The organism is Amycolatopsis antarctica (genome assembly GCF_002262875.1).
Taxonomy (GTDB): Bacteria; Actinomycetota; Actinomycetes; order Mycobacteriales; family Pseudonocardiaceae; genus Amycolatopsis; species Amycolatopsis antarctica.
Map to the genome: position 1 here is coordinate 99,710 of NZ_NKYE01000004.1, position 12,364 is coordinate 112,073.

The 12,364-nt window shown below is 72.1% G+C and carries 13 protein-coding genes; 10 read left to right on the forward strand and 3 right to left on the reverse strand.

Annotated features, from left to right (window positions below):
* Positions 1-36 precede the first annotated feature (36 nt).
* The 3 genes from CFN78_RS08385 (at position 37) to CFN78_RS08395 (ending at position 3,039) form a co-directional block, all read left to right on the forward strand.
* Positions 37-996 (forward strand): hypothetical protein, encoded by a 960-nt coding sequence (locus CFN78_RS08385; RefSeq protein ID WP_094862064.1) that lies wholly within the window; start codon positions 37-39, stop codon positions 994-996.
* A complete protein-coding gene (locus CFN78_RS08390; protein WP_094862065.1) occupies positions 993-1,949 on the forward strand; it encodes a nucleoside triphosphate pyrophosphohydrolase in 957 nt (318 codons plus the stop codon). The genes CFN78_RS08385 and CFN78_RS08390 overlap by 4 nt, the downstream gene beginning before the upstream one ends.
* Before the next feature lie 235 nt (positions 1,950-2,184).
* Complete coding sequence (locus CFN78_RS08395; RefSeq protein WP_338065514.1) at positions 2,185-3,039, forward strand: lysozyme family protein; 855 nt, start codon at positions 2,185-2,187, stop codon at positions 3,037-3,039.
* Between the two features lie 37 nt (positions 3,040-3,076).
* Here CFN78_RS08395 and CFN78_RS08400 read toward each other — a convergent pair whose 3' ends face one another.
* The gene (locus CFN78_RS08400) at positions 3,077-4,000 is read right to left on the reverse strand and encodes an NAD(P)/FAD-dependent oxidoreductase (RefSeq protein ID WP_094862301.1); all 924 of its coding nucleotides are present in this window, start codon (positions 3,998-4,000) and stop codon (positions 3,077-3,079) included.
* 79 nt (positions 4,001-4,079) lie between these two features.
* Between CFN78_RS08400 and CFN78_RS08405 the strand changes: the two genes are divergently transcribed.
* Positions 4,080-4,664: a helix-turn-helix domain-containing protein gene (locus CFN78_RS08405; protein ID WP_094862066.1), complete on the forward strand. Its 585-nt coding sequence runs from the start codon at positions 4,080-4,082 to the stop codon at positions 4,662-4,664.
* A 35-nt stretch (positions 4,665-4,699) separates the two neighbouring features.
* Here CFN78_RS08405 and CFN78_RS08410 read toward each other — a convergent pair whose 3' ends face one another.
* Entirely contained in the window at positions 4,700-5,092 is a 393-nt protein-coding gene (locus tag CFN78_RS08410) for a tetratricopeptide repeat protein (RefSeq protein ID WP_094862067.1), read from the reverse strand.
* 266 nt (positions 5,093-5,358) lie between these two features.
* Here CFN78_RS08410 and CFN78_RS08415 point away from each other — a divergent pair, with 266 nt between their 5' ends.
* The 5 genes from CFN78_RS08415 (at position 5,359) to CFN78_RS08435 (ending at position 9,253) form a co-directional block, all read left to right on the forward strand.
* On the forward strand, positions 5,359-6,177 hold the full coding sequence (locus CFN78_RS08415) for a hypothetical protein (RefSeq protein WP_094862068.1): 819 nt from the start codon (positions 5,359-5,361) through the stop codon (positions 6,175-6,177).
* 60 nt (positions 6,178-6,237) lie between these two features.
* Positions 6,238-6,699 carry a VOC family protein gene (locus tag CFN78_RS08420; RefSeq protein ID WP_094862069.1) on the forward strand — a complete coding sequence of 154 codons (462 nt, stop codon included), beginning with the start codon at positions 6,238-6,240 and terminating at the stop codon, positions 6,697-6,699.
* Between the two features lie 123 nt (positions 6,700-6,822).
* Positions 6,823-8,109 (forward strand): phosphopyruvate hydratase, encoded by a 1,287-nt coding sequence (gene eno, locus CFN78_RS08425; protein ID WP_094862302.1) that lies wholly within the window; start codon positions 6,823-6,825, stop codon positions 8,107-8,109.
* A gap of 8 nt (positions 8,110-8,117) precedes the next feature.
* Positions 8,118-8,708: an FtsB family cell division protein gene (locus tag CFN78_RS08430; RefSeq protein ID WP_094862070.1), complete on the forward strand. Its 591-nt coding sequence runs from the start codon at positions 8,118-8,120 to the stop codon at positions 8,706-8,708.
* A gap of 29 nt (positions 8,709-8,737) precedes the next feature.
* Positions 8,738-9,253 (forward strand): DUF501 domain-containing protein, encoded by a 516-nt coding sequence (locus CFN78_RS08435; RefSeq protein WP_094862071.1) that lies wholly within the window; start codon positions 8,738-8,740, stop codon positions 9,251-9,253.
* A 6-nt stretch (positions 9,254-9,259) separates the two neighbouring features.
* Here the strand turns inward: CFN78_RS08435 and CFN78_RS08440 are convergent, their stop codons facing one another.
* Entirely contained in the window at positions 9,260-10,927 is a 1,668-nt protein-coding gene (locus CFN78_RS08440) for an acyl-CoA dehydrogenase family protein (RefSeq protein ID WP_094862072.1), read from the reverse strand.
* 231 nt (positions 10,928-11,158) lie between these two features.
* Here CFN78_RS08440 and CFN78_RS08445 point away from each other — a divergent pair, with 231 nt between their 5' ends.
* Positions 11,159-12,349, forward strand: a complete 1,191-nt coding sequence (locus CFN78_RS08445) for a lytic transglycosylase domain-containing protein (RefSeq protein ID WP_420807863.1) — start codon at positions 11,159-11,161, stop codon at positions 12,347-12,349.
* Positions 12,350-12,364 lie beyond the last annotated feature (15 nt).

The window sequence follows — 12,364 nt, forward strand, 5'->3', positions numbered from 1 at the left end:
GCGGGTCACGATGGCTGTGAGAGGGTACGTCCTGTGATGCGGATCATCGGACGAACCCGTGCGTTCATCGCCGTCGTTGCCTGCGCCGCGCTGCTCACCGCGTGCGGCTCGGGCCCCAGCCAGATGTCCTCGGCCGCCATCGTCGGCGACCGTTCCGTCGAACTGGGTGCGGTGCAGCACGAGATCCAGTGGCTGCTCGACAACGTGCCCGAGGCGAAGCAGGCGCAGGACCAGCGCAAGCTCGACGCGGAGTCGCGCAAGATCGTGCAGGGCCGGGTGATCCACGAGCTGGTGAGTGTCGCCGCGCAGCGCGAGGGCCTGCGCACCGACGAGCGGCAGGTGGCCGAGCTGATCGACGGCAGCGGTGGCCTCGAACAGGCCGCGAAGGCCGTGCAGGTCGAGCCGGGCCGGGTCCGCGACGTCGCGTCCGACCAGGTTCTGCTGCAGGATCTCGGTCGCCGGTATCTCGACCGTTTGTCGGTCGCGCTCGTCGGCACCGTCATCACCGAGGAGCAGCCAGGCAACACCGCCAAGGACCAGGCCCTCGAACTCGGCCGCAAGATCGCCGCCGAACCCGCCCGCGCCGCCGAGATCGTGCAGCAGAGTGGTCAGCGGCTGGTGGACGAGAAGGAGCGGCTGAGCCTGGGGGCCGAGGCGCAGAACGGTTCGGAGATCGCGTCCAGCGCCGTCTTCGGCGCCAAGGAGGGCACGGTCCTGGTGATCCAGCCCAGCCAGCAGCAGGCGGGCTGGCTGGTCGCGCTGGTCAAGGACCGCAGCACCGAGCAGGTACCCGGCGGCGACCCCGGCTTCGGTCAGCAGGCGGATCCCCGGCTGCTCTACACGATCGGCGTGCGCATGCTGCAGCCGATCGCCGACGAACTCGGCGTGCGCGTCAACCCGAGGTACGGCGTGTGGGACGCGACCGCGATGTCGCTGGCCGCCAACGAGAACGAGATCACCGGCTTCCAGTTGATGCCGCGAACCGTGCAGCCGTGATCCCGGCGTCGGCGACGGTGGTGCTGGCGCCGTCCGCACTTCCCGCCGTGCTCCCGGCCGCGGCCTGGCCCGCTCTCCGCTCCGCCGAGGTGGTCTACGCGGCCGCCGACCTGCCCGGTCCGGCCCGGGCCGCGCTGGATGCGAAACCGGCGCCGGAGCCGTCCGAACTGGTTCGTCAGCGCAACGTCGTGCTGGTCGCCGCCACCCCGGACGACCCGGCCGCCGCCGCGCTCATCACCGCCGGTGCCCGGGTGATCGACACGCCGGTGCCGGAGCTCGTCCGCGCCGCCGAGGTGATGGACCGGCTGCGTTCGCCCGGCGGCTGCCCCTGGGACGCAGAGCAGACGCACTCCTCGCTGCGTCAGTACCTTGTCGAGGAGACGTACGAACTGCTGGACGCCATCGAGGAGGGCGACCGGGCGGCGATGCGCGAGGAACTCGGCGACGTGCTGCTGCAGGTTCTCTTCCACGCGCGGGTCGCCGCCGAGGACCCGGCGGATCCGTTCGGCATCGACGTCGTCGCGGCGGAGCTGGTGGACAAGCTGGTCAGCAGGCATCCGCACGTCTTCGGTACGGGCGAGACCGTGCACACCGCCGAGCACCAGCAGGTCCGCTGGGAGGAACTGAAGCAGTCGGAGAAGCGCCGTGAGTCCATTGTGGATGGTGTGGCGCTCGGGCAGCCCGCGACGGCGCTGGCGGGCAAGCTCGGTCACCGCACCGGCCGTGCCGGGGTGCCGCTGGACCTGTTCCCCGGTGGTACGAGCGAGGCGGAGAAGCTGTTCCGGATCGCCGCGGCGGCACGGCGTGGCGGTACCGATCCCGAGGGGGAACTGCGGGCCGTGGCGAAGCGGTTCGCGCTTGACGTACGTACCGCCGAGGCCGCTGCCAGGGCGGACGGCGTCGAGCCCGCGATGCTGGAGGCCGACGGCTGGCGCCACTACTGGCCCACCTGATCCTCCCGGCCCACCTACTCACCGCAATATGTCGACGTATTGCGATACCTTGTGCGCGATGGATCGCAATACGTCGACATATTGCGGGCTACTGGATCGCAATACGTCGACATATTGCGATCCAGGGGGTCGGTCACCGGTAAGGCTGCTGGGCATCTTCGCAGGTCGACGTGCTGTCTACGGGATCATGTGCGTTCCCCGGCGGGCCGGCGCGCACCCCACGTAACCTGAACGAGTGGCCGAACCCAGCCCTCCGCCGGAAGAGCACCCGCGTGCCGAGCCGGCACCCCCGGCGCCGCACCCGCCGTACGTGCGGCTGCGGGTGGGGCGCATCGTGCTCGCCCTGCTGGTCGTCAGTGGCGGGCTGGCGCTGATCCTGACCATCGGCGTGACCCGGGAACGCGCCGCGCAACAGCCCCCTCGGCAGTTCACCGTGCAGGAACTGAAACCGCCGCCCGGAGCGACCGCCCCGCGCGCGGGCCTGCCCGCCCCGGAGGACCGGCCGAACGCCTCCGACCAGGCCGCGCTGGACGACTGGGCCGACCAGGTGGCGCGGTCCACCCGCATACCCGCCCGCGTACTGGTGGCGTACGGGCGCGCGGAGATGTGGATGCGCTCGCAGCAGCCGGGATGCAAGATCAACTGGGTGACCATCGCGGGGATCGGCCGTGCCGAGTCCGGCCACGGCAGCTTCGGCGGGGCGCAGATCGGACTGGACGGCCGCGTCACCAAACCGATCATCGGACCACCACTGGACGGCCAGGAAGGCGTGAAGGCCATCCCGGACACCGAGGGCGGCAGGCTCGACGGCGACACCCAGTGGGACCGCGCCGTCGGCCCGATGCAGTTCCTGCCACAGACCTGGGACCGCTGGGGCGAACGCGCGACCGGTGACGGCGCCGACCCGGACCCGCAGCACATCGACGACGCGGCGCTCGGCACCGCCCGGTACCTGTGCTCGGGCGGTGCCGACCTGACCACCCCGGACGGCTGGTGGAAAGCGGTGCTGACGTACAACCAGTCGGTCGAGTACGGCCAGGACGTGTTCTCCGGCGCGGACGCCTACGCCGCCGCCAGCGCGGCCCCTTAGGAAACCCCTTACGCCGCAAGGGTTTCGCTCCGTCTCGCTACGCGGGAACGCCGGCCTTCGAACGTGCCGCGCCGATTTCCTCGCCGAGCAGGTCCGCGGTGATCGACATGGCGGCGCGAGAGCCGTCGCTGGCCGAGGTGATCAGCGAGCCCCGCGGATCGACCGCGTTCCCGGCCGCCCACAACCACGCCACACCGGTGCGCCCGTCGCCGTCCACGCGGACGTCGCCGTTCTCGCCTGCCGGGCAGCCCGTCGCCGTCAGCAGCGAGTCCTTGGCGACGAACCGCGGCGTCACGAACACGGCGTCCCGGGGAACCTCCGGCCCGCCCGCAGGCAGTACGCCGCGCAGCCGCCCGTTCTCGGTCGTCAGCCGCTCCACGGCGCCCGGCACCACGGTGATCCCGCGGGCTTCGAGCGTGCGCCGCTCGTCCGCGCCGAGGTCGAGTGTGTGCGTGAACAACGTGACCTCCGCGCTCCACTGCCGGAGCAGATGCGCGACGTGCGGGGAGTGTGGCGAGGTGCCCAGCACGCCGAGCGCCTGATCGCGGACCTCCCAGCCGTGGCAGAACGGGCAGTGGTGCACGTCGATCGCCCACAGGTCCGCGACGCCGGGGATGTCCGGCAGTTCGTCGGCCAGGCCGGTGGTCACCAGTACCCGCCTTGCCGTCAGCACCGAGCCGCCCGCCAGTTCGACGGCGCGGTCCGGGCGGATGCGCAGGGCGATGTCGTCGATCAGCGTCACCCCGTAGCCGGCCACCTCGGCGCGGCCGATCCGCAGCAGTTCGGCGGGCACGATCCCGTCCCTGCTCAGGTAGCCCTGGGCGTGCGCGGCGGCGGCGTTGCGCGGACGTCCCGCGTCCACCACGGCCACCCGCCGACGCGCCCTTCCCAGCAGCAGCGCCGCGCTCAGCCCGGCGGGCCCGGCCCCCACGATCACCACGTCGTACGTCTTCCCGGTCATCTCGACCACCTCCGCCGTCGACACTCCGGGTCAGGCGCCGGGTTGGCAAACTACCTTGCCGATACGGCAATATGGCGGGATGACGGATCCGCAGCAGATCGAAAGCATGCTTCTCGCCGTGGGCCCCCGCCTGCGTGCTCTTCGCCGCGAACGCCGGACCACGCTCGCCGCGCTCGCGGAGTCCACCGGCATCTCCGCCAGCACGCTCTCCCGGCTGGAATCGGGGCAGCGCAAGGCAACCCTCGAACTCCTGCTGTCCATCGCGGGCGCGTACCAGGTGTCGGTGGACGAGCTGATCGGTACGCGCAGGGCCGCCGACCCCCGTGTCCGCGTCGAACCGCGGGAGGTCGACGGCGCGCTCGCCTACCCGCTCACCAAGCAGCCGGGGCAGCCGCAGGCCTTCAAGCTCGTCCTGCCGACCAGGCGGCTCGAACCGGATCCGCGGACGCACGAGGGCTACGAGTGGATCTACGTGCTCAGCGGCAGGCTGCGCCTGGTGCTCGGTGACCGGGACATGACGCTCGGGCCCGGCGAGGCGGCCGAGTTCGACACCCGCTTCCCGCACTGGATGGGCAGCAACGGTGACGGCCCGGTCGAGGTACTGGCCCTGTTCGGCAAACAGGGCGAACGCGCGCACCTGCGTGCCAGCACCAACCGCCGCTGACCCCTCGCCCCGCGCGTCCGGCCCGGGGGCGGCGTTCAGTTGCCCGGGTCGAGTGCGATCCGGGCGCGGACCGAACCGATCGCGTCCTGGTACTCCGGCGCCGGGTTCATCGCCCACGCGATCCGGAGCTGGCCCAGCGCCTCGGCCAGTCTGCCGAGCCGTTGCAGGGTGCGCCCGAGAACGAACCGGGCGTAGTGGTCGGCGGGGTCGAGCTCGACCACCCTGGTCAGGGCCGCCTCGGCCCGGCCGAGCTGCGCGGAGTGGAAGTAGGCCCGCCCGGCGAGCAACTGCACGCTGGTCTTGTCGGCCTCGACGTCGAGTACGGGCTCGAGCGCCTTGAGGGCATCCAGCGGACGCCGCCGGACCAGCTCCTCGGCCCGGCGGAACGCCTGTACCGGATCTTCACCGGCATGTTCCTCGTCAGCCATCTCCGTAACGAGGTTACCTGCGTGCGGTCGCTTTCACGACCCGCCGACCGCGCTAACGCGGGGGCCCGATCCGGCGATCAAGCAGCCGACCCCGCGCCGGACGGGGCCCGGGTCCGCTGGGGGCTTCGCATGAAGAGCAGTCCGTTCGACCATCCCGACCTCGATGAGGAGTGGGTCCGCCAGGCCGAGGCCGGGGCCCGGCGCGAAGCCGTCGGAGCGCCCTGCGACGACTCCTCCCCGCACGGCGCGCGCGGCCGCGTCGCCCCTTGGCGCCGATCGCGCTCGTCCTGGCGATCATCGTGGTGGCCCTCGGCGGCATCTACCTGGTGCAGGTACTCCGCGAGCCGCCACCGGCAGGCGACCTGGCCGACCGGGCCGTCCCGAACACGATCGACCTGACGATCCCGTTCGCGGGCACACCGGCCCAGGACTGGGCCGACGGTGCAGCCGGGATCGTCGTCCCGGAGCCGCGGGCGGTCGACGGGCACGAGGCCGAACGGGTCGGCGCCGCCTACGAACAGGTCCGCCGGATTCTGGTGACCGCCCGGCTGGACCGCACCGTGATCGAGGGAGGTGATGGGCAGGCGCTCGCCGCGTTGTTCGCCCAGGACGTGCGGGAGAGCGTCGCCGCGGAGTTCGCGCCCGGCTCCGGCACGTCCGTGCTGGGTACTCGGATCGCTCCGGGGTTCCGGCTCGCCGCCGCCGAACCGAAGGTCAGCGGACGGATGTGGGCTGAGTCCGGCCCGGACGGGAGCCTTCTGGTGCGCACCAACTACGTGTTCGCCTACGCCTTCCACACCGACGACCCGGACAGCCTGGTCAGCACGCTGGACACGGTCGCGATGATCCGCGCCGACGTCGATTTCGCCGTACTGGAGGGCAAGAGCTGGGAGCCGGTGTCGCGCGGTGTCCGGCCCGAGGCGTCCGAGACCGGTTTCTACGCCATGGCCTGCGGGCCCGCCGAGGCCGGAATGCTGGCACCCGCGTGGAGCGAACCCGGCTACGGCACCGCCCCGGACCCCCGCGAGCCCCGGGACTACTTCGACCCGGCGGCGCCGATGGACTTCCCTGATGGCTGTGCGTGAACCGGCGTGTGAACGGGGTGTGTACCGCCGGCCCGGCCCGATGTGGTGGACTTGCCCGCCATGAGCGACGAAGAGCCCAGGCTGCTCGGCCTCGCCCCGTACCTGTACTACGCGGACGCCGGTGAGGCGCTGGAGTGGTTGGTCCGGGTGTTCGGCTTCACCGAGCGGTACCGCTACGTGGATTCCGCGGGTGCCGTCTTCCAGGCGTCGGTGCTGGCAGGCGAGGCGGAGGTCCAGCTCGCCGGCGTCGGTTCGGACTACTGGGACGCCAAGGGTGTGGACGGGCCGGTGGGGCAGCTCACCGTGGTCTACACCGACGACGCGGACGCCCAGCACGCCCGGATCTCCGCCGCGCTCGGTGACCAGGTCGAGGTCTCCCAGCCGCAGGACCAGCCATACGGGGCGCGGCTGTTCACCGTGCAGGACATCGGTGGCAACAACTGGACGTTCTGGCAGCAGGTGTCCGACGACCTCGATCTGCCCTCCGGCTGGCAGAAGGTGCTGCCCGGCGAGGGTCACTAGGCACTGGGCCGTTCGGCGGCACTTGCGCCCGGACCGCCCCCGCCTGCGTGCCTCCAACGGGTGATCGACCTCGGCAGCTACGCTGGGTTCGAGTCGCTGGCACAACCGGGTGAGGAGCTAGGCGTGGCGGTCATCGAGCAGGTAGGCGCTCGCGAGATTCTGGACTCTCGTGGCAACCCGACGGTCGAGGTGGAGGTGGCCCTCGACGACGGCACGCTGGCGCGGGCCGCGGTCCCGTCGGGTGCGTCCACCGGCGAACACGAGGCCGTGGAGCTGCGGGACGGCGATCCCACGCGCTACAACGGCAAGGGCGTGGAGCGCGCGGTCGCCGCCGTCCTCGACGAGATCGGCCCCGACCTGGCCGGCGTCGAAGCCGTCGACCAGCGCATCGTCGACCAGAAGCTGGTGGACCTCGACGGCACGCCGGACAAGTCCCGGCTCGGCGCGAACGCCATCCTCGGCGTCTCGCTGGCCGTGGCGAAGGCCGCCGCCGACTCCGCGGACCTGGAGCTGTTCCGCTACCTCGGCGGGCCGAACGCGCACGTGCTGCCGGTGCCGATGCTGAACATCCTCAACGGTGGCGCGCACGCCGACACCGAGGTGGACATCCAGGAGTTCATGATCGCCCCGATCGGCGCCGAGTCGTTCCGCGAGTCGCTGCGCTGGGGCACCGAGGTCTACCACTCGCTGAAGTCGGTGCTCAAGAGCCGCGGCCTGTCCACCGGTCTCGGTGACGAGGGCGGTTTCGCGCCGAGCCTGTCGAACAACCGCGAGGCGCTCGACATCATCCTGGTGGCCATCGAGAAGGCCGGTTACGTCCCGGGCCGCGACATCGGCCTCGCGCTCGACGTGGCCGCCACCGAGTTCTACGGCGACGGCGCGTACACCTTCGAGGGCGCCAAGAAGAGCGCCGAGCAGCTCATCGGCTACTACACGAAGCTGGTCGACGACTACCCGCTGGTCTCCATCGAGGACCCGCTGGGCGAGGACGACTGGGACGGCTGGATCCGGCTCACCGCCGAACTCGGCGAGCGCGTGCAGCTCGTCGGGGACGACCTGTTCGTCACCAACCCGGACCGGCTCGAGGAAGGCATCACCCGCCGTGCCGCGAACGCGCTGCTGGTGAAGGTCAACCAGATCGGCACGCTGTCGGAGACGCTGGACGCCGTCGCGCTCGCGACCTCGTGCGGCTACAAGTCGATGATGAGCCACCGCTCCGGCGAGACCGAGGACACCACGATCGCCGACCTGGCCGTGGCCACCGGCGTCGGCCAGATCAAGAGCGGCGCACCGGCCCGCAGCGAGCGGGTCGCCAAGTACAACCAGCTCCTGCGCATCGAGGAGACGCTGGCCGACGCCGCCCGCTACGCGGGTGACCTGGCGTTCCCCCGGTTCGACCCGGAGAGCTGAGCGACCTCGTGGCCGAGCGGGGCAGGGCACGGACACGGCGTGGCGGGCGGGCACCGAGCTCGTCCGCTCGCCGCCCCGAGCGTGCCAGGCGGGATTCCGCCGCACGCCGGGACAGCTCACGCCGGGACGGTCCCCGGCGCGACATCGCGCGCCGTGCGGCAAGGGCCGAGGGCAGGCGCGCGCGGTTGCGGCGCGGCCTGAGCGCGACCCGTGCCTCCGGCGCCGCCCGGGTGCTCGGCCTTTCCAACACCCGCAGGGCCGCCGTGCTCGCCATCGTGGTGTGCGCGCTGGCGTTCACCATCGCCGTGCCGCTGCGTACCTACGTGACCCAGCGGTCCGAGGTCTCGGTCGAGGAACAGAAACGCGAACGCCTGCAGGACGAGGTGGCGCAGCTCGAGGAACGCAAGGCCGAGCTCGCCGACCCGGCGCAGGTCGAGGCCGAGGCGCGGCGCAGGCTGCGGTACGTGATGCCGGGGGAGACGCCGTACATGGTGCAGCTCCCGGAGGACAAGCAGCAGGCGCAGAACCCCGGCCCGGCCCAGCCGCCCGCGCCGCAGGGCGCCTGGTACGAGCAGCTCTGGGAGAACCTGCGCAAGTGACGCGGCCCGGCTCCTGCGAGAATTCCCGGGTGAGCAGCACGGAATTGCCCCACCTCGAACCCGTCACCGAGGCCGACCGGCAGGTGATCGCCGAACAGCTCGGCCGCCCGCCGCGCGCTCTGCGGGCCGTCGCCGCCCGGTGCCCCGGCGGCCACCCCTCGGTGGTCCAGACCAGCCCGAGGCTGGAGAACGGCACGCCGTTCCCGACGCTCTACTACCTGACCTGCCCTCGGCTGACCGCCCTCGTCGGCACGCTGGAGGCGAACGGCGTGATGCGCGAGATGACCGACCGCCTCGCCGTCGACGAGGACCTGGCCGCCCACTACCTGCGCGCCCACCGCGAGTACCTCGCCGCCCGCGACGCGATCGACCCGCTCGGGCACGAGGTCACCGCCGGGGGCATGCCGGGCAGGGTGAAGTGCCTGCACGTCCACCTCGCGCACACCCTCGCCTGCGGTCCGGGCGCGAATCCTTTCGGCGACGAGACCGTGGCGCTGCTGGCGGGAGACTGGCCGTCCGGGGACTGCGCGGCCGCGCCGCGCTGAGCGGCCTCAGCGCGGGGTGACCCGGTCGACCAGCGGTACCGGGTCTATGCCGCGCGGCAGGGTGCCCAGCGTGTGCCGGGCCGGGTCGCCGAAACGGGACGCGCAGAACGCCTCGGACACGGCCGTCGGAGCGTGCCGTAGCAGCAGCGAACCCTGCAGGCAGAGCGCGATCAGCTCGGCGAGCCTGCGCGCGCGGGACTGTTCCGGCGCGCGCAGTTCCGCGCGCAGGGCCGTCACGGCCGAGTCGAGGCCCGCGTCGGCGCCCGCCGTGGCGTCCACCTCGGCGAGCAGCGCGTCGGCGCTGTCCGGGCTGCGGCCCAGGGCACGCAGCACGTCCAGTGCGGTGACGTTGCCCGAGCCCTCCCAGATCGAGAGCAGCGGCGCCTCCCGGTACAGCCGGGGCATCCCGGACTCCTCGACGTAACCGTTGCCGCCAAGGCATTCCAGCGCCTCGCCGACCACCATCGGCGCCCGCTTGCAGACGTAGTACTTCGACGCGGGCAGGGCCAGCCGCAACAGGGCGGCGTCGGTGCCGGACGGTGCGTCGACGGCCGCCGCCAGCCGCAGTGCGAGTGTGGTGGCCGCCTCCGACTCGCACGCCAGGTCCGCCAGCACCGCCCGCATCGCGGGCTGGTCGTGCAGCACCTCGCCGAACGCCGAGCGGTGCGCCGTGTGCCAGGCGGCCTCCGACAACGCGGCCCGGATACTCGCCGAGGAACCGAGTACGCAGTCGAGCCGGGTCATCGTGACCATCTCGATGATCGTCCGTACGCCGCGGCCCTCCTCGCCGACCAGCCAGCCGGTCGCGCCGGTGTACTCGATCTCGGCGGATGCGTTGGACTTGTTGCCCAGCTTGTCCTTCAGCCGCTGCAACCGGATCTCGTTGGGCGTGCCGTCGGGGAGCACCCTGGGGAGCACGAAACAGGACAGCCCGCCAGCGGTCTGCGCGAGCGTCAGGAAGATGTCGTTCATCGGCGCGGAGGTGAACCACTTGTGCCCGACGAGCCGGTACGTCCCGTCGCCGGCCGGGGTGGCGGTGGTCGTGTTCGCGCGGACGTCCGAACCGCCCTGCTTCTCCGTCATCGACATCCCGGCGAGCAGACCCGCCTTGTCCGACGGGGCGCGCAGGCCGAAGTCGTAGGCACGCGAACGCAGCAGCGGTTCGTACGCGGCGGCGGCGTCCGGCGCGTGCCGCAGTGCGGGGATCGCCGCGTAGGTCATCGAGATCGGGCAGCCGTGGCCGGCCTCGGCCTGTGACCAGAGGTAGAACCCGGCCGCCCGCAGCAGGTGGGCGTGCGGGCCCGCGTCCGGCGACCAGGGTGCGGCGTGCAGGCCGTGACCGACCGCGCGCTCCATCAGCCGGTGCCAGGACGGATGGAAGTCCACCTCGTCCACCCGGTTGCCGAACCGGTCGTGGGTACGCAGCACCGGCGGGTTCTCGTTCGCCAGCCTGCCGTGCTCGCGGGTCGCGGCCGTCGCCGATTCCAGCGCCAGTGCCCGCAAGTCCGGCGTCGTCTCCGCTCCCGCCGCCCGCAGGGCGATGCCGACGGCCGGGTCGCAGGCGAGCGGATCGTGACCGGACAGGACCGGCGGCTGGTTGCGGACCTCGTGCGTACGCGGGGAGAACGCCGCTTCGCCGGGGTCGGTGTCGCTGGAGTCGCGCAGTGCCGTCATGCGTTCACGGTAGGAGATCGGTAACGATCCAGCGAGCGTGACGGATAACGGTGGCAGAGACGATCCGGCCGGATACCGGCACACGGCGGTCGTCTGCGGGACACCAACGGTGTCATGCTCGGAAAACGCCCCGGCGATGGCGAAAGCGGCCAGGGCACAGAGGTTTCACACAGGCTGGACGATTATCGGTACCGCCACGGGTTCGTGGCCGGTTCCGGGAGGGCTGCAGGGGTGCGTTTTTCGCTGTCACCGAGTGCCATAGGCAGCGCTGTCCGGCGTTTCGGTACCAATCACCGCGTGCTCGTCGCCGGCGCCGCCGGGCTACTCGCCGTGCTGCCCGCGTTCGCGGCGAGCGGCGGTGCCGCCCGCTGGGCCGAGACGGCGAGCACCGAGTACTCGGCGAACGCCGCGCTGCAGAGCGGTGTGGACCCGAAGCTGACGCAGATCGGCGTCAACGGAAGCCTGCCGCAGGCGGCGAAACCGGAGGCGCTGCCCGCGTACGAGATCCCGGAGGGCACGCTCGGCATTCCGGGCACCGCCCTCGACGCCTACCACAATGCCGCCGGCATCCTCGCCGCCGAGCAGCCCGCCTGCCGCATCGACTGGGCGCTCATCGCCAGCATCGGCCGGATCGAGTCGAACCACGCCCGCGGCGGGTTCGTCGACGAGAACGGCGACACCCGGGAGCCGATCCTCGGCCCGGTGCTCGACGGCGCGGGCCCGGTGGCCGCGATCCCGGACACCGACCAGGGCCGGTTCGACGGCGACACCGTCTGGGACCGTGCCGTCGGCCCGACGCAGTTCATCCCGTCGACCTGGTACGGCTACGCCTCCGACGGCAACGGGGACGGGGAGTCCAACCCGAACAACATCTTCGACGCCACCCTCGCCACCGGCCGGTACCTCTGCTCGGGTGGCATGGACATGGCGAACCCGGACCAGTTGCGCACGGCGATCTTCCGCTACAACAACTCCGACACCTACGTGAACACCGTGATCCTCTGGGCGCAGGCGTACCGTTCCGGCGTCCTGCCGCTGCCGAACAGCCAGGTGCCCGTGGGCGCGCCGAACGCCCAGCCGGAACCGCTGCCCGCACCGGGTGCTGTCCCGCAGCCCCCGGCTCCGGTCACCACCCCGCCGCCGTCCTCGCAGGACCCCGCGCCGGGCGGCCCCGGTTCGCCGACGAGTGGACCGGACACCACGCTGCCCGGGAGCAGTTCGACCACCTCGCCGACCACCACGGAGAGCTGCGTCTCCGAGTACCCGGATCCGACGGAGACCTCCACCACCACGCCGCCGCCGACGTCGACCTCCGAACTCCCGCCGTGCGACGGGGTCACCTCACCGCCGTCGCCCACGCCGCCGTCCTCGGACGGTTCCAGCTCCAACTCCGCCACCCGGACCGGCGATCCCACGACGTGACAGCGGGTCCCGATA

Bases quoted from the DNA above. Each gene is read 5' to 3' on its own strand.
- CFN78_RS08385 (WP_094862064.1), top strand. From the start codon at position 37: ATGCGGATCATCGGACGAACCCGTGCGTTCATCGCCGTCGTTGCCTGC.
- CFN78_RS08400 (WP_094862301.1), bottom strand. From the start codon at position 4,000: ATGACCGGGAAGACGTACGACGTGGTGATCGTGGGGGCCGGGCCCGCC.
- CFN78_RS08405 (WP_094862066.1), top strand. From the start codon at position 4,080: ATGACGGATCCGCAGCAGATCGAAAGCATGCTTCTCGCCGTGGGCCCC.
- CFN78_RS08410 (WP_094862067.1), bottom strand. From the start codon at position 5,092: ATGGCTGACGAGGAACATGCCGGTGAAGATCCGGTACAGGCGTTCCGC.
- CFN78_RS08420 (WP_094862069.1), top strand. From the start codon at position 6,238: ATGAGCGACGAAGAGCCCAGGCTGCTCGGCCTCGCCCCGTACCTGTAC.
- CFN78_RS08440 (WP_094862072.1), bottom strand. From the start codon at position 10,927: ATGACGGCACTGCGCGACTCCAGCGACACCGACCCCGGCGAAGCGGCG.